Source organism: Pirellulales bacterium (genome assembly GCA_033762255.1).
In the GTDB taxonomy this organism is placed as follows: Bacteria; Planctomycetota; Planctomycetia; order Pirellulales; family JALHPA01; genus JANRLT01.
In genome coordinates this window covers 21,728-43,660 of record JANRLT010000052.1, presented here as the reverse complement: position 1 = coordinate 43,660, position 21,933 = coordinate 21,728, and the positions used below count along the sequence as shown (strand labels likewise).

The 21,933-nt window shown below is 57.5% G+C and carries 20 protein-coding genes; 7 read left to right on the top strand and 13 right to left on the bottom strand.

The window, feature by feature from the left end; genetic code table 11:
* The first annotated feature begins 242 nt into the window (after positions 1-242).
* A complete protein-coding gene (locus tag SFX18_15165; GenBank protein MDX1964491.1) occupies positions 243-1,601 on the top strand; it encodes an SGNH/GDSL hydrolase family protein in 1,359 nt (452 codons plus the stop codon).
* Positions 1,602-1,619: 18 nt separating this feature from the next.
* Here the strand turns inward: SFX18_15165 and SFX18_15160 are convergent, their stop codons facing one another.
* From SFX18_15160 to SFX18_15140, 5 genes are all read right to left on the bottom strand, one after another.
* Positions 1,620-2,153: a tRNA (cytidine(34)-2'-O)-methyltransferase gene (locus SFX18_15160; protein ID MDX1964490.1), complete on the bottom strand. Its 534-nt coding sequence runs from the start codon at positions 2,151-2,153 to the stop codon at positions 1,620-1,622.
* A 45-nt stretch (positions 2,154-2,198) separates the two neighbouring features.
* Complete coding sequence (locus SFX18_15155; GenBank protein ID MDX1964489.1) at positions 2,199-3,119, bottom strand: hypothetical protein; 921 nt, start codon at positions 3,117-3,119, stop codon at positions 2,199-2,201.
* A gap of 43 nt (positions 3,120-3,162) precedes the next feature.
* The gene (gene murB / locus SFX18_15150) at positions 3,163-4,041 is read right to left on the bottom strand and encodes a UDP-N-acetylmuramate dehydrogenase (protein MDX1964488.1); all 879 of its coding nucleotides are present in this window, start codon (positions 4,039-4,041) and stop codon (positions 3,163-3,165) included.
* A 515-nt stretch (positions 4,042-4,556) separates the two neighbouring features.
* On the bottom strand, positions 4,557-5,042 hold the full coding sequence (locus SFX18_15145) for a hypothetical protein (GenBank protein MDX1964487.1): 486 nt from the start codon (positions 5,040-5,042) through the stop codon (positions 4,557-4,559).
* A 40-nt stretch (positions 5,043-5,082) separates the two neighbouring features.
* Positions 5,083-6,603: a Mur ligase family protein gene (locus SFX18_15140; protein ID MDX1964486.1), complete on the bottom strand. Its 1,521-nt coding sequence runs from the start codon at positions 6,601-6,603 to the stop codon at positions 5,083-5,085.
* Positions 6,604-6,849: 246 nt separating this feature from the next.
* Between SFX18_15140 and SFX18_15135 the strand changes: the two genes are divergently transcribed.
* Both SFX18_15135 and SFX18_15130 read left to right on the top strand, forming a co-directional pair.
* The gene (locus SFX18_15135; GenBank protein ID MDX1964485.1) at positions 6,850-7,572 is read left to right on the top strand and encodes a PTS sugar transporter subunit IIA; all 723 of its coding nucleotides are present in this window, start codon (positions 6,850-6,852) and stop codon (positions 7,570-7,572) included.
* Entirely contained in the window at positions 7,569-8,489 is a 921-nt protein-coding gene (locus tag SFX18_15130) for a hypothetical protein (protein ID MDX1964484.1), read from the top strand. The genes SFX18_15135 and SFX18_15130 overlap by 4 nt, the downstream gene beginning before the upstream one ends.
* Positions 8,490-8,667: 178 nt before the next feature.
* On the opposite strand, the gene SFX18_15125 is transcribed toward SFX18_15130, so the two are convergent.
* Together SFX18_15125 and SFX18_15120 are read right to left on the bottom strand one after the other, a co-directional pair.
* Positions 8,668-9,936, bottom strand: a complete 1,269-nt coding sequence (locus SFX18_15125) for a beta-ketoacyl-[acyl-carrier-protein] synthase family protein (protein ID MDX1964483.1) — start codon at positions 9,934-9,936, stop codon at positions 8,668-8,670.
* A 146-nt stretch (positions 9,937-10,082) separates the two neighbouring features.
* Positions 10,083-10,802, bottom strand: a complete 720-nt coding sequence (locus SFX18_15120; protein MDX1964482.1) for a pyridoxine 5'-phosphate synthase — start codon at positions 10,800-10,802, stop codon at positions 10,083-10,085.
* Between the two features lie 356 nt (positions 10,803-11,158).
* Here SFX18_15120 and SFX18_15115 point away from each other — a divergent pair, with 356 nt between their 5' ends.
* Entirely contained in the window at positions 11,159-11,494 is a 336-nt protein-coding gene (locus SFX18_15115) for a hypothetical protein (protein ID MDX1964481.1), read from the top strand.
* 19 nt (positions 11,495-11,513) lie between these two features.
* Here the strand turns inward: SFX18_15115 and SFX18_15110 are convergent, their stop codons facing one another.
* The 5 genes from SFX18_15110 to SFX18_15090 all read right to left on the bottom strand — a co-directional run bounded on the left by SFX18_15110 (position 11,514) and on the right by SFX18_15090 (position 17,371).
* Complete coding sequence (locus SFX18_15110) at positions 11,514-12,935, bottom strand: hypothetical protein (GenBank protein ID MDX1964480.1); 1,422 nt, start codon at positions 12,933-12,935, stop codon at positions 11,514-11,516.
* Between the two features lie 242 nt (positions 12,936-13,177).
* Positions 13,178-14,104 carry a M48 family metallopeptidase gene (locus tag SFX18_15105; protein ID MDX1964479.1) on the bottom strand — a complete coding sequence of 309 codons (927 nt, stop codon included), beginning with the start codon at positions 14,102-14,104 and terminating at the stop codon, positions 13,178-13,180.
* Positions 14,105-14,181: 77 nt separating this feature from the next.
* A complete protein-coding gene (locus SFX18_15100) occupies positions 14,182-14,808 on the bottom strand; it encodes a hypothetical protein (protein MDX1964478.1) in 627 nt (208 codons plus the stop codon).
* Between the two features lie 69 nt (positions 14,809-14,877).
* Positions 14,878-16,257 carry an acyltransferase gene (locus tag SFX18_15095; GenBank protein ID MDX1964477.1) on the bottom strand — a complete coding sequence of 460 codons (1,380 nt, stop codon included), beginning with the start codon at positions 16,255-16,257 and terminating at the stop codon, positions 14,878-14,880.
* A 367-nt stretch (positions 16,258-16,624) separates the two neighbouring features.
* On the bottom strand, positions 16,625-17,371 hold the full coding sequence (locus SFX18_15090; GenBank protein MDX1964476.1) for an ImmA/IrrE family metallo-endopeptidase: 747 nt from the start codon (positions 17,369-17,371) through the stop codon (positions 16,625-16,627).
* A 406-nt stretch (positions 17,372-17,777) separates the two neighbouring features.
* Here SFX18_15090 and SFX18_15085 point away from each other — a divergent pair, with 406 nt between their 5' ends.
* Entirely contained in the window at positions 17,778-18,887 is a 1,110-nt protein-coding gene (locus SFX18_15085) for a S8 family serine peptidase (protein ID MDX1964475.1), read from the top strand.
* Positions 18,888-19,291: 404 nt separating this feature from the next.
* Here SFX18_15085 and SFX18_15080 read toward each other — a convergent pair whose 3' ends face one another.
* Entirely contained in the window at positions 19,292-19,759 is a 468-nt protein-coding gene (locus SFX18_15080; GenBank protein MDX1964474.1) for a hypothetical protein, read from the bottom strand.
* Positions 19,760-19,920: 161 nt separating this feature from the next.
* Between SFX18_15080 and SFX18_15075 the strand changes: the two genes are divergently transcribed.
* Positions 19,921-21,300 (top strand): hypothetical protein, encoded by a 1,380-nt coding sequence (locus SFX18_15075; GenBank protein ID MDX1964473.1) that lies wholly within the window; start codon positions 19,921-19,923, stop codon positions 21,298-21,300.
* A 149-nt stretch (positions 21,301-21,449) separates the two neighbouring features.
* Positions 21,450-21,860, top strand: coding sequence for a hypothetical protein (locus SFX18_15070; protein ID MDX1964472.1), 411 nt, complete (start codon positions 21,450-21,452; stop codon positions 21,858-21,860).
* Positions 21,861-21,933: the final 73 nt, after the last annotated feature.

The window sequence follows — 21,933 nt, the reverse complement described above, 5'->3', positions numbered from 1 at the left end:
GGTTAAAACTGTTGGCTGCTCCAACAATCGCAATAACCGCGGCCCGACAAAACCCGTTCCCCCCGTGACAACAGTTTTCATAAGTTTTTCCAGGAAAAATCTGCTGAACATGCCTCGTTCATATGTATCTTAATCCTTTCTCGCCACAAAAGGAGTGGAAAATCTGTAAACTTATGACTGGCAATCGTTTATGATAAAGCTCCGGTACTCCCACCACCCCCCTTTCCGCCACTCAAGCAGCCATGATGCACCAGCCAACCCCCCTGCCGTTCGCCGTTCGCAGTCGCATTCTTTCGGCATGTCTAGCTTTGATGATTAGCATCATCGGGGCCGTGTGGAGTCCGGCTATTAAAGCCGTCGCCGCGGAACCGGACCTCAAACCGGGAGCCATCCTCTTATTTTTAGGAGATAGCAATACGTTTTCCGGGGATTACGTGGCGATGTTGCAAACGTGTCTGAAAATTCGTCATCCGGATAACACCTGGCAATTTATCAATCATGGTCTCCCCAGCGAGGGGGTAACCGGCCTGACCGAGCGGGATCATCCATTTCCACGTCCTAATGTGCATGAACGGTTGGAACGCGCGCTGCAAAAAATCAAGCCGGACGTGGTCTTTGCATGTTATGGAATGAATGACGGGATTTATTGGCCTCCTGGGAAGGATCGGCAACGAGCGTACGAGCAAGGAATGGAACAGTTGATTCATGTCGTGCAGCAAAGCGGAGCCAAGCTCATTTTAATGACACCACCCCCTTTTACCGGCCAGGAACTTCCCAGCGCGCTACCGGCGGGGGCCGCCGATTACGGCTACAAGACGCCGTATCGGGATTACGACCAGGTCTTGCAAGGTTATTCCACGTGGCTGCAAAACCGGGCACGACCGGACTTGCCGGTGGTGGATCTGCATCAAAGCCTGACCCGTGCCTGGCGGGAAGCGCGGCAAAAGAAAGCCACCGTGAATCTGGCGGGGGATGGCATACACTTTGATTCCGCTGGTCATTGGCTGGTGGCGGAAAACGTGCTGGAGACATTACGGATCGTGCCGCTCACAACGCGGGTGGAATACGACGCCTCGCGGCGGGAAGTTGCCCAACCTGACAATGCGCCCCGCGCCACCATGCCCGCCGATCTGGACATTCAGCACACCGGCCCGGCGCTGCGGATCCTTTATACCGCCCACCCTCCTTTTCCCCAGGAGACTACCTGGTCCAAAGAGTTAGTACCCGTCGCTCGCGCCGCCCGCTGGAATGCGCAGATCATAAAGATCACCGGACTGGAACCTGGCAAGTACAATCTCTGCTGGAACGAGCAAATCTTATCCATGGTCACCCATGAGGAACTGGCCGCGGGGATTAATCTGGACACTTATTTAGACACGCCGCGCCAACAAACCGCGCGCGAACTTTTGAAGATCTGTAGGCAATCTAGCGAGTTGCAAAAACTGGCTTGGCTCAGCGAAGTGGGTCATCAGCGTCCGGGAATTGCCGCGGGACTTTCCCTGTCGGAAATGCGGGAAAAATGCCAGTCACTTACCGTGGAAATGAACAAGCTTTGCCAGCCGGGCAAGATTGATCTGCTCATTCAGCCAGCGAAGAATTAAAACCAACGCGCCGCTTGCTCAGCGAATCCCCATTCGCGGCAGGCTGTCCGTATCCTCCACCGACCACTGGCGGAGCGCTTCGTACATCAATATGGCGGCGGTGTTGCTAAGGTTCAGGCTGCGCATCTCTGGCCGCATGGGAATACGCAAGGCGCTGTCCGCGCGTTCCCGCACCAGTTCCGGGGGCAAACCACTGGATTCGCTACCAAAGACTAGCACGTCCCCCGGCTGGTAGCTAACTTCTGTATAATGCCGCGTGCCATATTTGGTTAGCAGCCAATATCGAGCGGCAGGCAGTTTTTGGACCAAGGCCTCCCACGAGGGGACGATTTCCCACTCTAGCAGTTCCCAATAATCCAATCCCGCGCGGCGCAAGTAATAGTCATTGATCTGAAATCCCAGCGGTTCGATCAACCACAGCTTGGCCCCCACGGCCACGCAACTCCGGCCGATATTACCCGTGTTGTAGGGGATCTCGGGATGGTACAGCGCGACATGCAGGATCGGCTGGTATTGGGGGGTGGGATTGCGTGGAGAGGTATCTACGGACATCGGGGGCCATGAATTTATGTTTAGCGCATCATTATTTATGAATAATTAAGGCAGGCGACGGGAATTAGTGGACAGGCGCAGCTCCGCGGGCCAGTTTTGGGGTTGGCTCAGGTCCAAATTCATTAGCTCCAGCAGTCCCTCTAATCCCGCCGGAGCGGAGAGGATTTTTTGCAGTGCCGCCAGTTTAGCCGTGGCATCCGGTTCACCTGGTTGCTCGCGGCCGATTGGCTCGCCCCAAATAAGTTGTTTGCCCGTTTGGGTCTCCAGAACGAACTGCCGCTCCCAATCGCGCGCCGCATGGGGGGCCGGCACCCAGGATATTTTGCTTAGTTTGGCGGGTATTCGCACATCTTGCAAGCGGACGGCTAGTTGCACCGCGCTTTTGGCCAACGGCTCGTTCCAGACACTGCCGGCGGTCACCGTTTGGGTAAAGGGTAATCCGGCTAACCGCAGATAATTTTTGGTGTCCAGCGGCGTAAAATCGGCGGTGGGCAAAATAACGCAATTTTTATCCACAGGCAACAAGCCCTCTGACACCTCCAGCATGGCCACGGGTTGGCGGTAGATCAGCTCAATTTCCACCGCCGCTGGATAACGCAACTGCACCCGATTCACCCGTTCCACCCAAGGATGTAACGCCAACGCCCGTTCGAGTCGTTGCGGCAATTTTTCGTCCAAGAGGGACAGCGGGGGGTCCAAACTCGCCGCGCGCAGCGCCTCGGACTTGATATCGGTCCGAATCCAGGGGGGCAGGGGGGTAATCCGCACTTCCCGCGGTTCTAGCAAGTAATCTTGCCTGGCCAGCACAGAGTGCCGCACATTTTGCCACAAGGCCCAAACCGCACCACCCGCCAACAGAAACACCAACAGCGTTCCGCCACTGGCGGACAACCAACCTTTCGCGCGGGAAAGGATACCTGGGCCAGCGGGCGGTGGATCTGAATTTGTTATTTTTGCTTTTGCCAAGGCCCGCCTCCTTGCGCCGCCCAAAAGTTGCCAGTGTCCGCCGTTACCAAATTTCAATTTCCAATTCCAACTCGACCCCCACTCTTTCCAGCACCTTATCCCGCACAAAATCGATTAAACGCAATACCTCGGCCGTGGTGGCCGCTGGCTCCGCGACAAAAAAATTGGCGTGGCGGTCATTGACCTCGACATTTCCCACGCGGGCTCCCTTTAAGCCGGCTTGTTCGATCAATTGCCCGGCATCCACCCCGCGGGGATTCTTAAAGATCTGACCGGTGTTTTGATGGCCCATCGGTTGGACCGCTTTTTTCATGATCCACTGTTTTTGCATCCGCTTGGTAAGTTCTTCGGGATTTTCTCGCTCCATGACAAATTCAGCATCCAGGATCACCAGTTCGTCGAGGCTGCTTTGGCGCGAGGCAAACACCAAGTCCTTTCGTTCACGAACTAAAATCTCCCCCCGGCGGGTCAAAACCGTGGCGCGTTGGGTAAATTGGCCAATATCGCCCGATTGCCCCCCCGCATTGCCATGCAAAGCCCCTCCCACCGTGCCGGGTATTCCCACCAGCGATTCCAATCCGCCAAAGCCCTCGCGCACCGCCAGTGAGATGAGTTGCCCCAGCTTTACCCCCCCACCCGCCGAAACGCCATGTTTGAATGCGCGCAATTGTAAAAAAGCGGGGGCCGAAAGCCGCACCACGACTCCCTTTACCCCTTCATCACGGACAAGAATGTTTGACCCGCCCCCCAGAATTCGGACCGGAAGTTGCTCATCCTGGGCACGGCGCACCAGTGCGGCTAATTCCTCGAGTGAATTTGGTTCGGCGAAAAATTCCGCATTTCCGCCTAACCCAAACCACGTATGCGGGGCGAGCAGTTCTTGCTGGCGGACGATTTTTTCAAAACCGGTAAGCAACGGCATGCGAAATAACGGCAAAAGTGGTTGCGTAATGTGGGAACGTTGGACACCTAAAACCGAGGAACAGTAATCCCCAGTTATGACCAATTTTGAACATTTTGGCCAGTGCCGTCCAGGGATCGGTCTCCCGCAGGGGGATTGGCGGGTTGTTTTCCGGCTTGGCGGCCGGGTAATTCAGACCGCAGATCCCTCTGTCCAAATACCCGCAAGCTGATGAAGAGATATCGGCTGTGGGGTGCGGCGCAGCCCGCCGCACCCCGACACCGTGGTCCCCTGAGGCCGGAAAGGCAAGCCTTTCCGGCCTCAGTCTTGGATTCCGCTGCGAAGTCCGCCGTGACAGGATTGACCCAGTAACCCTGGCACGGCAGTGTGCACTTCCACCCAGGAGGGAGGGGAGCACCGCAAGTTCCCGCAAACTTTTGGCGCTAGCAACGGAATCCACACACATGGTCGAAATATATTTTTTAATGTCCCGCCCTCATTTCCATCCGGCGGCTAGCATTCATGTCGGCCAAATTTCAATCCCAAGCCTCTTTGAGTTCTTCAACCTGACGCGCCAGGCTCCAGACCACGCGCCGCGCGGTCTCCCCTTCAAAAAACGAAGTTTCCGCCCGGTGACCGGCATCCAATCGATATAGGGTGGATGCGTTGTTGGCTTTTCCTAGGTTTGCAGCCGCATGCCGGACCAGCCAACCTTGCCAATCCCGCCACGCCCGCGCCGCGCAGTCCACCTCCAAGGACCAGCAACCAGCCCAGGGTACAACCCGCCGCCCGGCAATAACCACCCCCAGGGCACCCTGGGTGTAGGCCTCTTCCGCGAGTAAATTTGGGCGTTCGCCCAAGGACTCGCAGGGCCAATAAACATCACCGGGCAGGACTTCTGACAATTTGCCGCGAATCATTCCCAAGGGCGTATGCTCACCCCGGAGCGGAGGCAAATCCCCCCAGCGCATCCGGCCACCCACAGCCAACTCCAAATCGCCGATGGTCACCCAGCTTTCCACTCAAATATCCCTATGTACGTCAGGCGTTTGCCATTTACCGCTAACGATTTTTGGCGGCGGACTGCCGATTGGTTGCGACCAGGGGAAAATGTCGGTTATATTCGGCCAACCAACTGTGAATTACCTCTCGGTCATCGCGGGATAAGTCACCCCCTTCCACACCGGGAAAAGGCCCGTTATCGGGACCCGCGACCAGCACAACATCCCCCGGTCGAGCCTCGGCCAAAGCCCAGCGGATCGCATGGGCCCGATCGGGCTTGCGCACCACTTGCTCCAGACTTTCGCACCCTTTTAACAAATCCAGCACCAAAGCCGCGCTGTCGTCCGTGGGGTGCCAACCATCGGTCATGACCACCAGATCCGACATCGCCTCCAGGGTTTGGCCAATCCGGGCGCGTTGCCGGAGTGGAACCCCGCCATTGGTGCCAAAGACCGTAATCAGACGTCCCGCCGTCACGCCGCGCAGCGATTCCAGCGTGGAGTTAAGCGACTCGGCGTTATTTGCCGCATCCACAAACACGCCAAACGGCTGTCCCGCCTCGATTCGCTCCCAGCGGCCGGGTATCTGCTCCACCGTTTCCAGGCCGCGCGCGATCTCCACTAAACTTAACCCCCGCAACAACCCCACCCCCGCGGCCAGCAGACAGGCCTCTAGGTGGGCGTCCCCCGTCAACCGGGTGCGCACGGGGACGGTTTCCGCTCCGGCGGTCAACAAAAACGTTTGCTCGGCCAGACTACGCTCTAACAACCTGGCGGTGACATCCGCGGTGCGCCCCAAGGCGACCGTCAACACTGGCACGCCGCGAGTCTGGGACAATTCACGACAGAAGGGATCATCAATATTGGCGACACAAGTCCCGCCGGCCCGCAAAAAATTCATGATAGCGGTAAAATTTTCGCGCGAGCGCGCCCAGGCGGCATGGTCTTCCCCGGCGTGACGAAACAGATTCGTCAAGCAAATCGCGGAAAAACCCAACCCCGCCAACTCTTGACGGGCAAGTGCCGCAAAAGGAACCTCCATGACCGCATGCGTCGCCTTGGCCTTGACACAGGCGGCCAGCCACAGGGCGGTATCCGCGGGCCAGTCGCCATCCCCCGCGCCCGGAACAAACTCGGTTCCATCTGAGCACCCCAACGTACCGCGAAATCCACACACGGCGGATTCACCCAAGACACCGGAAATCAACCAAGAGGCGACGGTCTTACCCAGGGAACCGACCACCGCGATCGGGGAGAGAACTTCCGCCGGATCACCGGCCAACGCCTGCCTCACACGGGCATAGGCGGCGGGAACATTGGGCACAATGCACTGCGGCACATCAAGGGGCAAAAGCTGCTCCACCAACAGCGCTGTCGCGCCAAACTGCCGGGCCTGCACCGCGCCGGCCAGGCTATCGACATCTTCGGTTTCAAAGACGGCATACAGGTCACCGGAACGAATCTCCGCCGGGCGACGAACCGCGCGGCGGCAGACGATATCCTGGCAATGCTGCCAACCCGCCCGCGGAAACAACGTCCGCAGCGATATCTCTGGGTGGGATTTTTTATGCGAGCGTGCCATGCGGGACCTCCTTGCCCGACGGACAGGCCTGGTGGGAACAGACCGATCAACTGGGTTTGCTGATCTGTCCACTGAGGGAGGGATTTTCAAGATTTCACCAATTGGGTCAAGACTGGTTTTGGGCATTTTTATAAAACGCCGCCGACCGCGCCATGCTAGCAAAAGACCAGCTTTGCTAGCTTAAAAAGCCCGCAGGCGTTACAGTAGGAAATGGTGGTGTTTTTCCCTTTTGCCCCCGGGTCGATGATGTCCGGCACCGAATTTGACCTGTCGCGTTTGGCCGATTATCTGCATTTATCGCCGGATAAACTGCTGCGCCTCGCCGAGCGGGGTCAAATTCCGGCGCGCCGACTGCGGGGCGAATGGCGTTTTTCCGAACAAGAAATTCATCAGTGGCTCGAACAGCGAATCGGCGGCTCAAATCCCGAAGACCTGGCTGATATGGAAACCGTCTTACGCGGGCCGCAAAGCCAGACTGCCGGCGCTCAATTAACGCTATCGGAGTTGCTGCTGCCAGCGGCGATTGAACTGAATTTGGACGCCCGCACCCGTCCCGCGGTTTTTCCGGCAATTGTGGCGGTGGCCGCCCGCACCGGGCTAGTGTGGGATAACGATAAATTGGCCGCCGCGCTTAAGGCCCGCGAAGAACTGCAAAGCACCGCGCTCGAGCAGGGGGTCGCGCTGTTGCACGCGCGGCGCCCGCAAACACATATCTTGGGGGATGCCTTTGTGGCCTTGGGGCGATTGCCTAGCGGCATCCCCTTTGGCAATAGCCGCAATATTCCCACGGATCTGTTTTTTTTGATTTGCATGCTGGAGGATAAATCCCACCTGCAAATCCTGGCACGCATCAGCCGCTTAATCGTGGCACCAAACGTGTTGGAAGGCCTGCGCGCCGCGGATTCACCGCAAAACGTCCTCGCTATCATCCGCGACGCTGAAACCACTTTTCTGGCGGACGCATCGTGATTCCCCTCAACTCTTATTTTGACCACAATGATTTTCACCCGCCGGAATTGATTTGGGTGGGATCCACCGCCGCGTCCGAGGCACAAACCGCCCTTTCGCATATAAGCAATTCCGCCCGCGTCCGTTGTTGCCCAGACTTGGCCACGCTGTGGTTATGGGTGGGACGCCAGTTGCCACCGCCAGCGGCGATATTACTGTTTGAGAATTATCCCGGAGAGTTAAATCGGGCGGACCAGGGGATTATCGCCGCGGCGTGGCCGCTTGTCCCGTGGTGTCATCTCACAACAGCCTGGCACGAAGGCGAAAACCGTAGCGGCATCCCTTGGCCGCTAGCGCAGCGCATCCCCTGCGCCGAGTTTCCGCTGTGGTGGCGGCAACGGAGCTTTTCCCCCGAAAAACACCAACTGAACGGGGCGACGCGGCTTCCGCACCCCTTTCCAACGCAAAGCCTCGCTGAGCAAATTTTGCTGACCGCCGAATTCACTTCAGGGGAACAATCCGCGGCCAGTGGGGGCTTGTTGCCCTCACATCGACCTTTGGAAGTGATCGAAGTATGGGGGAGAGCGGCTTCCCTGCGCGATAGTGTTTGCCAAGCTATCTCCACGCTGGGTTATCAAGCGCGCCAATTCACTAGTGACCACCAGACGCATGGAAATGCCACACCTCCTATGATGACCACACCGGCGGCCGTTGTACTCTGCGGAGCAGGCGCGCTGGATTCAATTTTGTCCGCTTGGGTTAATTATCAACAGACATATCCCGGCGTCCCCGGCATCGCGCTCGTGGACTTTCCCCGCGATTACGAACGCCGACAGTTGTTGCTTGCCGGGCTGGCCGCGGTCCTGGCACAGCCGTTTGCTCTGCCGATGCTCGCTGGCGCCTTGCGAACAATTATTAAGCCAGTAACCACAATGTAGATACTTTAACGACCCCCCAGGCAAGGTGTCGTATCATTGATTAACGAATAAGTTGCTGTGTCAATTTTTAGTTTGGGAACAGCCGGTGGGCGCTAGCCCAAAGGATTTTCCGCTGCAAAGCTGAATTAGCGTTCCATGGCTGATCCGTCCAACTCAAATCAGCCATGGTGACGTAGCACTACCCCTCTGTCTGGACGCAGACCGCCGCCGCTTGTCCCGTCATCGAAAAGTTATACTTGACAAAGGCCCGCCGTTCCAAGGGTATAGGTTCAGCGGCATCGGACCAGACCGGACAGGCTGGATCGCGTGGACGCGTGTTGATATTGGGAGGTAATACACCCGTTTGCTGGGCCAACAGGGACGCGGCCAACTCTAAAGGTCCGCTTCCCGCCCCGATGTTGCCCCACGCCCCTTTGAGCGCGCATACCGGCACCCGCCCCACCGTTCGGGCCAGGACGTCGGCTTCCGCTTGATCATGCGGCTCCGTCCCCAACCCCTGGCAATTTACATGGCTAAGTTCCGCGGGATCGATTCGCGCCGCCTCCAGACAGGCCCGCAGCGCGGCGGCCACGGCGATGCCGCGGGGGGGCTGGCCAGCGCGGCGGGGCTCGTGCCGTAGGGCGTAACCGGCCACCCGACCGTAGCTGGTTGCTTGCCGGGCGGCGGCATGTTCAGCGGATTCCAAAATCAGCGCGCCAGCCCCTTCCCCGAGGGCCTGTCCCGCCCGCTGCAATCCAAAAGGCCGACAGACTGTCGCGGGATCATCCGTCCCACGGGCTAAATACTGCTCGACGCGAAAGGTAATCGTCGTGGGATGCAGCCGCGCCCCTACTCCGCCCACAATCACCAGATCCACTAAATTCCGCTCTATCAGGCGCACCCCTTCCGCCAGGGCGGTCAACCCGCTGACATCGTTCAAAATAATGCTGTTGCAGGGCCCCCGCGCGTCGTTGGCAATGGCCACATGGCTGGCGGGCATATTGGGCAAGTATTTTAGCAGCCAGAGCGGCATGATCCGCGGTAAACCTTCTGTTGCCCAGCGGTTAAACTCAAATTTTCCAGTAGGCATGCAGGCCTGAATCGGTTCGATCAATTCCCAGGCATCGCAATAAATCATATCCGCGCCAAAGACCACCCCCAGCCGCTCTGGTGGAAATGTCCCCACGCGCAACCGGGCATCGCGCATAGCCAGGTCCGCCGCGGTAAAGGCAAACTGGATTTCCCGCGACATTACTTTCAGGCTTTTGCGGGGGCGAACATGTTCCTTAGGCTCAAAGTCCGGGACTTCGCCGCCGTATTCCACGGGCAATCCCGTGGGGTCGAATTGAGTGATTCGCCGGATGCCGCCGCGGCCCGCTTGCCATTGACTCCACAGGGCCTCTTTGCCAATTCCCCAAGGGCAGACAATTCCCAGGCCAGTGATTAGCACATGGCGGGATGGAGTCATAACGGCACGGGGGAGGGGGGTAAAAGAAAACTCAAGGCCCGCTACAACTTTGGCTACTTGCCAAATGAAAAGCTAGGCATCACAAAATAGGCTGGCGGCGTGGAGGGGCATAAATTGATGCGCACCGTCGTTCGCGGCGTTTCAGCCTAAACCGGGGATATGAGCGACTTCATTTCTCGCACGGCGGCGGTCATCCCCACATACATGGCCCGGGCCATGATGGCATGGCCGATGTTTAACTCGGACATGCCGGGGATTTGCGCCACTGGCCGCACATTATGATAATTCAAACCATGCCCCGCGTGCAGGGTCAGGCCCAATTCCCTTACCAAACGGCCGGCATTGGCCAATTTGCACAACTCCAATTCCCGGGCCGAACCAACCCGCGCGTGGGCGTAAGAGCCGGTATGCAACTCCACCGCCTCCACTCCCAGATCGCGACTGGCGCGAATTTGCTCTTCGTCGGGGTCGATAAATAAACTGACAATAATGCCATTTTCCCGCAGTTGCGCCACGGCCTGGGCGACTGCGGACCGATGCCCAATGACATCCAGCCCCCCCTCGGTCGTGATTTCCTCCCGTTTTTCAGGGACGAGGGTCGCTTGATCACAGTGCACCCGACACGCCACATCGACAATTTCGCGGCTGCACGCCAGTTCTAAATTGAGCTTGACCGTCACGGTTCGCCGCAAGACCTCTAGATCGCGGTCTTGGATATGGCGGCGATCTTCGCGCAGGTGAATGGTGATGCCATCCGCCCCCCCCAATTCCGCCAACACCGCCGCCCACACGGGGTCCGGCTCGTAGGTGCGGCGGGCTTGCCGCAGTGTGGCGACATGATCGATATTTACACCCAATTCCGCCATTTAAAGTTCCATTGGTAAAAAATGCCGTTACGATCGGAAAAACCGTTGCCAAGTGCGCCGCGGGGGTAAATTCCGGTGGCATTTTTGGCAAAAAGATTGAATTTTCTCTCCCTAATTTCCCAGATTTGCGTTCTTTTGCAAGCTACGATTTGTCAGGTTTCAAAAGGAAGTGCCCGCCTGGGCCATTGACGACGGGGCCTCAGTCCTGGCCTGGCGACTTTTGTTAAAACCTGCCCCGCCCCTTTTCCCGGGTGGGACCGCGCTTTACTTATCCGGCGCGGCCAAGATTTGCAGGGGTATTGCCAGGCTGTCAGCCACGCAATGCCAGTCACTTTTTCCACTTTTTAGGTGCGCGTATGCGATGCCACGACTTGGCCTTATTGATTGAACGCCTGGAGCCCCAGGCTCCCCCGCGGGATGTGGCCCGCCTGTGCCTGTTATTGACCAATCAGGTGGAAGAATTAGACGAACTGCGTGACGAATCCTTGCTGGCCCAGGCCTGGCAAGAAATGGGTTTGCGGTTGCAACAAGCGACCGACCAGCATGCCGCCATGGCCGAAGACCTGGAACGTTTGGCTAGCACGGACCCGGATAAATTCTCGCCCGAACAGATCTGGGTGCTGCTGCGCGCGATCAAGGTGCAAAGCCAAATTTTGCAGCTATATGTCGGCTTGCCGACGGTGGACGTGTAACACGCCCAGCCAGGGGGGATCACCGTCCCGCCCAATCCAACGACGCGGGGCAGGGGCGCAACAGATTTTGGATTAACTGCCCCGCCGCCGCAAAGTGCAAATGCACCGTGCTGCCAATGGCGTGGTGCCGGGCAATCATGAGTGGCTCGCCGGCGGGGGATTTGAGGAGCATTTGCACCCGATCCAGCGGGCGAATCGACCAATTGCAATTGTGATACCCGCGCAAAAACTGCCCCGCTTCTCCCAACCAGGATTTGGCCTCCAGGGCTTGCTCAAATCCGCGCGCTCGCTGCAAACTGGGACCTAACTCCACAATCGCCGGTAGAATGCCCAGCATGGGCAAACGCGTCTGATCGGGCAAAACCAGTTCTCGCGCCAAATACGCCAGTCCCCCTCCTTCGGCGTAGATTCGCTTTCCCTGGCAAACATGCTCTTTTAACGCGGATTGCAAACAGGTGTTGGAGCCAAGCTGGCTGGCAAATCGGTAAGGATGCCCGCAGCCGATATAGACCAAATCCGTATCGGCGGGCAGGGATTCATCCCGCAGCGGCGAAAAATCGACAACCTCCGCCCCGGCTAATTCACACTCTTCCAGGACATCGGGAAAGTAGCAATGAAACGCGTCATCATAGGCCACGGCGATGCGCGGGCGCAGGCCATAGCCCGACGCGGGGGGCTCGATTTGCACAACGGCAGCGCCCGCGTCATCGAGCACCCACGACAGGGCTTGTTGTCCCAGGCTGATGAGCAATTGTGCCGAAGTATGCCGCAGTAATTCATGTCCCAGAAGGCGGCAAAGTTCACGGGGGGGTTCTTCGCCCGGTTGCAAGCGGATCACTTGTTCCCGCAGTGGGGGGCACAAAGCCATCCCCCCCAACACCGGCACATTCCATAAGGCTTCGAATTGTGTTTTCCAATAGTAAAAATCGCGGTCATCGGCCAGTCCATCCAGGATCAGTCCGCTGATATTGGCCGGCCGCGCGGGCCAGCGGCAGTTCTGCAAGCGGGCGACATGCACCACGCCCAAGGTTGGCATTTGCAGCCAATTTGCCAAATCGCTGCAGCGGCTCCGTTCGGGCGCGGAATAATTGGCAAGGCAGCCTGGCTTGCCCGGGCCAAGGGCATCCCGCGAGCCGGCCACGGGACATTCGACGCCGGGAGCAAATAAATCGCCCCACAAAATTGACAAGTCGCTCTGTTTGGCGGCGCGGGCAAAGAGCTGCCGTACCCGCGCGGGATCCATCAGCCAGCTATCCAAATGCCGCGGGCAAAGCCCCGTGATGGATGTCGCGGCGTCGACCGGCTCATAACTGGCGCGACTTTGAAAGGTTTGCAGGCGCAAGCCTTCGCGGTCAATGGCATCCCACATCCCCCACAACAGCGGACGTAAATCCGCGTCGCATTGCAAACGGCCAATCGCAAGTCGCGCCAATTGTGACATTAGTGACTCATGGCGGAGGGGAATAGGTAAAGAGAGGGGCAAGCGTCCGACCACTGAATATTTTTCGGCCAAGACGGGGACGGGTCAAGTCCCCAAATCAATCCTCAACGCCGGAAATATCCAGAAAAGTCTAGTTTTTATAACGATCTTGCCGCTTTGGGGCCTATCCCGCCAACCACGGCCCCCTGGGCGTACCTTGCCATTTTAGGGAATTATATCCCACAAGCGAGGCTGGACATGCGCTATTGGCGTTCCGCCCGCAATCCCGGCAAGACCTGCACCCGCTGCTTTTGTGATGAATCATAGTAGGGCTGCGCGGTGGGCATCCACTCGGTTAATTCACTCATGCGGGTGGAGTCCGACGGATGTGTCGAAAGGTATTCCGGCGGTTTGGCCCCCCCGGCCAGTTTGCCCATACGCTCCCAAAAGCGAATCGATTCCTCTGGCGGATAGCCCGCGGCCGCCATCAGCACCACGCCCATACGATCGGCCTCTAGCTCGTGGCTGCGGTTAAAGGGGAGCGTGATGCCCACCTTGGTCCCGATGCCAAACGCCGCCATCACAAACTGCTGCTGGCGGACATCGTCGCTAAACGCCCCCGCAGCGGCCATCGCCGCCATTTGCTGGGCTTTCTCGGTGGACATTCGCTCATTCCCATGCCGAAACAACGCATGCGAGATCTCATGGCCGATCACCGCCGCGAGCGCGGCGTCATTATACGCCACCGGAATAATTCCCGTGTACACGACCATTTTCCCCCCGGGCAGGCAATACGCGTTGGGTGTGTCATTTTCCACCACGCGGACTTCCCATTCAAACGTGTCCTCGGGCACTTTGGCTAGCTTGAGCACATTGGGATCGCGCGCGGCGGCGATCAAGCGGGCGGTAATGTATTCGACCCGCGTCACCAAGTCCTTTTCTACCTGGCTAATACGCTGGACGCGTTCGTCAAGGACCTTTTCGCTGCTTAGCGCCTGGACAAAGGCTTGCTTCCCCAGGTTTTTCTCGTCATCCAGCGACAAAGCCAGCACCTGATTGCGCCCAAATGGCCCGGGCTTGCAATTGGTCGCCAAAAAAACCATCACCCCCCCCAGCCCAATCATGATTGGCAAAAGGCGGGCGACAAACGGAACAGAGCGCCGCCCCTGCGGGGCCGAGCGTGATTGCATGCCAAACGGGTCCATGATAAGTCGTTCCCTAGATGCGAAAAGAAATGCCGACCATCAATATACCCATATCCCTTATTTTACCGCAACGGTTTCTCCTCCTTGAGCTGCAAGTCGTTCGGCAGGGGAATTTGCGCTGCTGGAATTTGCGCTGCTTCCAAATCCCGCAAATAACCCTGCAACTGACCAAATTGATCAAAGCGGCCTTGTTCCCATTCTAAAATTCGCAGTTTTTCCTGGGCGGCGGTTAAATTCAAACGCATTTGCTCTTCTGAAACGGGGAACGGATTTCCCCCACCGACAAAGCGGTTAAAGCCCGCATACTCTTGCTGCAAGCGACGAAAAGCCTCGACCTCGCCACGGGCGATGCGGATTTGGCTTTCCAAGAGAAGCTGCGTCCGGTCGCGATCGAGCCGTTGGGCCAGGATTCCCCGCACACGGGCGATTTCATAATCCCGCTGTTGGGGCGAAAGTTGCCAAACTGGCGGCGGCACGTCGGAGTAAGTGACTTGCTGGGACAAAATAATTTGCGGCGCGGGACCCGGCAACGCCCGGAGGTGATAGGCACCGGGATGAAAACAGGGGAGCGGGGCTGGCGGGGCGGCGTGTGTGTCAAACTGTACCATGAGCACCGCGGCCCAAACCAGCATTGCCCGCAAGCAGCTCGGGAAACAAGTTGATTTTATATTGATCCACATTTGTCGCATGGTTGTCGTTCCTGGTTGTGTGTAACTGACAATTGCAAATCTTTAGCCTGCTTGCCCAGAGGAAGGAAATCAAGTGATCGAAGTGGTCGTTGTTGACGATGTCCCTGTGACAGTTGTTGAGGCTGCCAACCGCTGGTCAATATCCGGCCAAATCGGACCAAGAGTTGTTTGAAATGCCGGGCCGGTCACGGAGGCGGTCAAAGCGGTTGACAATTCGACGGGCTGGACGATATTCCCGCTTGCTTCCGCCGTCATTTTTTCCGCGACGTTCGACTGCCGGGCAGCCAGCGGTTGATTCAAAAACCAACGCTCGACCAATTGATAAAAGACCCAGCCGCACATCAGTGAAGCGGCCAAACACGCGGGAATCACCACCAGCAGCGTGAACCAGGGTGCTGTAAAACCGTTGCGATACAGGCCATAACTGATCCCCTTGGCAACCAGCGGATGGATCAAGTACACGCTGTAGCTCATCGTCCCCACGCGGGCAAACGTCTGCGCCACCGCCGTTCCCATGATCCGCGCGTCAAACTTGTAGAGCAGCGAAATCAACAAGGCAAAGCCAAAACCCGCCAGCCGCTCTAGGTCGTTCGTCGGTTCCACATCAAACAAGCTGGCCGGGCCTAAATCGCTGGTCAGCACGCCGATCAGCAATAGCGCCTCGATCGCGCGGCCTTGCCATAAGGTGGCATAATTGATCCGGTAGTACACCATGATCCCCGCCGCGATGAGCAGCCACCGCCCATCCAAAAACGTGCCAAACAGCGGCACATTCAGTTTATGCGCGACCACCTTGACCACAAAACTGAGCGCGGTAAAGATCGCCGCAGCGGTAAAAATCTTGCGCGGGGCCATCCATAACAACACACCCGCCACCAGATAAAACTGCTCCTCATAGCACAGGGTCCAGGTGTTTGGCAGCAAGTGCGACATGGGATCGGTCGTGATAAGCGGCCGCCAGGTCTCGGTTAATGTCAAATTGCCAATCCACTGCGCGGCGGTCATCTCCCACGGCAGGGGAATGGTAAACCGTCCCTCGCTAAATAGACCGTGCCAACCAGCGGCCTCCACCGCCCAGATGCCAATCACCGCCACGGCCAGCGCTATCCAGTACGGGGGATAAATTCGCCGCACGCGCCGCAAAATATAATCCCCCAATCCGCCTTTACCGCGTCGCCGCGAATCCAGCGTGGCCATGATGCAATAACCGCTAATCACAAAGAAAACCGGCACCCCCACCCACATCCGGGCGGTGGCCAAGATTAAGGTTTGGCCCAGGCGGCCTAGCCAATCACTGGCGGGCGCGGCCTGCTCGGTGGGGAGGGTGACCTGCATGGTGGTATGAAACACCACCATGAGCAGACACGCGATCCCGCGCCACATATCCAGGGACTGATATCGCGCGGCCTTGGCGGGTAAGTTGGCGGGGGTACAAGCGACGGCTGGCATGGGCAGGCTTTCTCAGTAGCGGAATTCGCCAGAATTCCGTGAATAGCAAAGGCAAAAAGTCCCTTGCTGACGCTGCGGGCTGAATTCCCGAGCAGGCACAAGGTCGTGTCACGCCACCCTGGTGGGCAACGTCCTGCGACACCTCAATTGCAAGGCTAATGCCAGCCCCCTGCAAAACCCACAAAAACCACCCTAAAGCCATAAATAGCAATTACTTAGAAATTACCGCCGGGGAGTTTTCAGTTGAAGAAGTATGATGCCAAAACACAACATTCCGCACTGAAAACGTGGCAAAATGTGATGCAGGTTCATAGCCGCGACGGGATGATGCTGGTTAATTACCGCCACGGGATCCTTTTGTGTCCCCCTAGTCCCATTCCACCATCTTAGCGGAATATTCGGTGCGGATAATTTCCCGCAGCCAGCCCGGCTCGGTCAATGGCCAACAGCGAATGCGGGGATTGCCGGTTACTTCCTCGGGCCGGGCCTCGACAATGGCGGTTTGGCGGCACGCTTCTTCCCTTTCCGACCAGCGCGGCGGGCGTTGCCGTAAATTCCCTTGTCTCAACACGATGCTTCCCTGGTCAAAAACGGTAATGACGACCGGCGGTTCGCAATCCAGCATCCGCCGCGCGATCAATTCATGGCTGGCGGTGCTAAATCGCTGTTTTAGCCGCAATAAATCCCAGTCCCATTCCTCCCCCGACGCTGTCAACCAAGCCCCCGGAACCAAAATGCGTCCCGCCAGCCAATTGGCAATTTGCTCGCGCAGGGCGGGCCGCGTGGTACGGGGATCTTGATCCAACATCTCAAACACCCGCCAGGACCATGCCTCCCCCAGTTCATGCGCCACCGCCCATTGGCGACGCTCGGGCCGTGGTTCGTGGCGCAATAAAATCAATCCGCCCCCCGCCGACCCATTCCCCGGTCGGGGCGGACGAGCCAAGCGCGCACGGGCGGTCTGCCGTTCGTCCCAAGCGATCTGAAAGCCCAGACGAATTGCCAACTGCAACACATTCACCGGCGGGCCGATCACCCCCGCCTGCCGCAAAATTTCCCCCGCGATCCGGTCCAACACCGCGGCCAGTTCGTCAGTTTGGATTTCGGTGGACATGCCCGGGCCTTTCTGATTTATCTGCGTTTTGCCTCTACCTACGGTTCTTGCTGGGGAATCGCGGTTTTATTGTTAAAATCGACAAAACACCGCTCCCCCGCCCCGATAAGTGTATACATATACACTATACAGCGACAAAAGTCAAGCACTTTTTTGGTGCTGGACCCGCCAAACTCTCGCGATAACCGTTCCTGGAAGTTACAATACAGGTGTGTGAGGAACATTCTTTTCAGCAGAGCACGCTAACGAACGCTTTCTATCCTTTGATTCGCTAGCCCGGCGGTCCACTGTTCGCGCGACGCCCTTATTGCGACGCGGCGGCATGCTCGCTGGTATCAATAGGCAATTTTTGCACAATTGCCCGCTTTGCACGCTCAACCCATACACCCTTGAAGAGACATTTGTGATGCCTTTGCCCGTTCGCAGTTTATTCGTGTGTTGCGCTTTCTTTGGCGGAATCCTCAGTCAGGCGTGGGCGGTTCCTTTTTTGCCCAACGACTTTTACTACCGCGCGCCGCAAAATTTGCAGTGGTATTCAACCAAGATGCACTTGGAGGACGCCTGGAGCGTGACTCTGGGGGATCCCACGCTCAAAGTGGCGATCCTGGACACCGGAGTCATAAGCACCACGCCCGATCTGACCAGTCGCGTGTTGCCGGCGCTCAGCACGGCGGTGGCGGGACTGGGCAGTCCCACCATCTTTCCACCATTTACCGATGCGCAGTTGGCAGCGGGGAACACCTCCATTCGCCACGGAACGTACGTGGCTAGCGTTCTGGCCATGCAAATTAACAACAACATCGGCGGCGCGGGAGTGGGAAACTTTTTGATCCAACCGATCCGCATTACCAATGATACGGCCCAAACGAACGCGCAATCCATCGCCAATGGCATCCGCCTGGCGGCCGACCAGGGGTGCAAAATCATTAACGTGTCTTACACGTTGGGGGATCCCGGCATCGTGGCGGACGCCGCCGATTACGCCCGTTCCAAGGGAAGTTTGGTCTTTGTGGGAGCGGGAAACAGCAACCGCTTAGAAACAATCGCCGATTATCCCTCGCTAATCTTTATTGGTGGAACCAACCCCAACGACGAACGTTGGGTGCAATCAACTAATAATGGCAGTTCCTTTGGCAACTTTGTGGACTTTGTCGCCCCGGCCCAAAACATCGTGGCGGCGGACCCGCCCCTGGCCCCCAACGGCTACGCCCTGCTCAGCGGGGGAACCAGTTTTTCCACACCGCTGGCCGCGGGCGTGGCGGGCCTGATCTGGTCGGTCAACCCCAACCTAACCCCCGATCAAGTCGAGCAAATCCTCCGCGACAGCGCGGTCGATCTGGGTGCCCCGGGCCGGGACCAATTCTTTGGCCATGGACGGATCGACGCCGGCGCGGCGGTGGCCCTGGCCGTGGCCAGCATCCCTGAGCCGGGAACCATTATGGTAGGCATCGCTGGTATGACGTGGCTGGTATGGCGACGGCGGAGAGTGTCGTCCGCACACTCCGTGTGCGGATGAATTAGGGGATAGAGGATAGAGCCACAAAGCCGCCGATGGTATCGGCGGTGGGAGGCGGAGGTCGGGGGAAAAGGGTAGGTCCCGTCCGCCGGACGGGACTAGCGATATGGGATAGAACTGGATAGAGCCACAAAGCCGCCCATGGTATCGGAGGCGGGAGGCGGGAGACGGGAGATTCTGTTTAGTGCCGTAGGGTGGCGACAAGCCGCTAGCGGTTTGGTAATTTTACAAAGACAATACCGGCGCAGTCCCACCATAGCAGATGGCGAATTTGTCGTTTTGGCCGGGGGTCAAAATGTTTACCATGTTTAGCCGCGCCGCGACGCGCCGCGCGGCATACTGAGTAACGTCTAATATTGGTCGCAGGCAAAAAAGCATTTGCCCACATTAATTCAACAGCCCCGTTACTGGGATGCTGGCGGATCTACTGGCTGTTGCGTTAATTTTCTTATCAGTGGCACCAACCAGCTTATAATCATTAACAAGCTAATCGGCACTGTCCTTATAAAAGATTTCCAGTCTTGATCATTTAGCGTCATCGCCAGCTGTACCGAAAAAAGCAAGATTCCAAAAACCCCTATCGTCCAGGGCGAAAGATAATTTCCATCCGCTGACTTACGATTGAACAAAAAACCATAACAAAACTGCAGGCATATGATTGCCAATAAACCCATAACCGCTAATAAAAATAAACCCTCTTGTTTAATCTTTAGCGGCTGGGCCAAGCAAGCAATCAAGATCGCAATGGTCAATACCGCAAAGACCAGACCAACCAAACCCAAAAATATCCCGGCGCAGAATTTTATAATAAGCTTGCGAGTGGAATATTTTTCCACACTTTCAGTAACCGGCTCTTGACCCCCTTCAAGCATAATTTAACCCCAAAAAAGTTAGTTGGAATTGCCAGCAAACATTATCACCCACAATTTGTCGCTCCACTACGCGATTTATCATAATTTGCTAAGATAGAAAAATAGTACCTCGTCATACGTGTATTTTAAGGTTACCGTCGTCGCCTACCGGAACATCCCCTTTGCAAAAACTACGTCTGGGTTTGATTGGTCATGACACGGACATTTGCAATTTTGTCCAGTATTTGCTGGACGAAGATCGGGCCGAGCTGCGCCTGTTGGCCAATGCCACCCCCGATCACGCCCCATTGTTGGCGGAGCAGCCCGATTGCCAAATTCTTTTGGACTGGCGGGATATCGTGGAAGATGGCCGCTATGCGACCGCGATGGATGCGATCATTCTTGGCATATCCCCCACCCAGGACGAGGCCGAGGCCCGCTTGCGGCAGTTGTTGATGCTGCAAGTGCCGTTGGTTGTCGCTCACCCGGCGTGCAATTCTCTCTTACTGGCGTATGAATTGGAATTGCAGCAGCGCAACGGTGCTAGCGCCTTATGGCCCTTTTTACCCTGGCGGACGCATCCCCATATCAGCGAAATGGCCCAATGGCTGGGCGTTCCGGCGGACTCGCCCCTTGGCCCGATTACCGCTGTGGAACTTCACCGCGAGCTACCCCCCGGCGCCGCGGATGACGTGTTGCGGCAGTTTAGCCGCGATCTGGATCTGATCCGCGCGCTATGCGGCGAGGTGAGCGCGGTTCAGGGATTGGCGGGGGGGCACGGCGGCAAACCCAACCTGGTTAATTTACCCGCGAATAAGAGTCAAACATCCCCACCCAGTCTGGCGTCCAATACCAATCCTGGTGATGCGCGAGAAATGGATCTAGGGAATCTGAGCGTGCAACTTGACTGCGTGGGGGGGACGGGGGTTCGCTGGACGGTTAGCCCCGGCTTGGGCCCCCGCGGCGTGCGACTACTTTTGCGCGGGAATTTGGGAACCGCGGAATGGACCCTGCCAGATTGGGACCCGCCCGGTGAATGCTTGCTGCGGTTCAATCCTCCACCCGTGCCGCGGGGCTTAAACGTGGCCCAATACGGCGGTCAAGCTCCCCCAGCGGTGTCTACGTTACCCCCTGTCACGTGGAGTGTCGGCGGTGCGGCTTATGAGCAAGTCTTGCGTCTACTTTCCCGCCATGACGCCCCCGTCCCCCGATGGAATGACGCCTCGCGGGCGATTGAACTTACCGAGACACTTGAACGGAGTCTCAAGCGCGGCCGCCGTATCGAGGTCCGCGTGGAGGAGGCCGCCGAGGAGGAAAATTTTAAGGGGATCATGGCCTCGGTCGGCTGCCTGTTTTTGCTATTAATTCCGTTTTATTTGTTATTCGTCGCGGTCGTGTTGCGACTATTACATACCGCGGGATGGCAACCTCCCCGCTGGTGGCCGGACAATATTTGGGTCTGGGCGTTGCTAATACCCGCGGTGGTCTTTTTGTTAATTCAGTTAGGGGGCAAATATATCATGCGGCCGGCGGATCCATCCCATACCGAGCCCAAGCGATAAGCCCATCTAACCGACGCCTATCCACCACGCTAGCGGCAACTAACGCCCCGCATTGGCGTAACTTTGCCGGTTAGGTGAACTTTGACGGCAATAAATGCCGATATAGCCACTAGCAACCCCTCTTATTTGCAATTCCCCTTGCTAGCAACATGCCGCGCGGGATTCGCCAAATACTATCGCTCTGTTTATGCGGCGCAAGTCTGTGGATTTGCGGTTGCGAACTGCCGCGCGGGCCGATCAGTCCCGTCCCGTGGTGGCGCAGTTGGCGGCAAGCTCCGCCGGTTGGTCCACTCCCCGACAGTCAGGCAGGGTTGGCCGATGCGCCCGGCGAACCCAACCGCATGACGGGCGACTGTCAAATACGAAACCGAAAAGCTCGTTGCGCGGACTGCGCGCAACATCCGCCGGGATACACATCCGCAAATAATGCCCCCCTGAACGCCGTACCCCCGCCGCCCCCCGAATTTACACCCCACGGTGTCCAACCCCCTTGGCCGAGGTATCATCCCGTCCCCACACGGCCGGTCTTTGAATCGCGGGATTATGTTTCAGTACAATGACCTTTAGCGGTAGTGTATTTACAACTCTGGAGTGACGGCGAATTAAAGGATTGCATTGTCAAAAATGCCATTT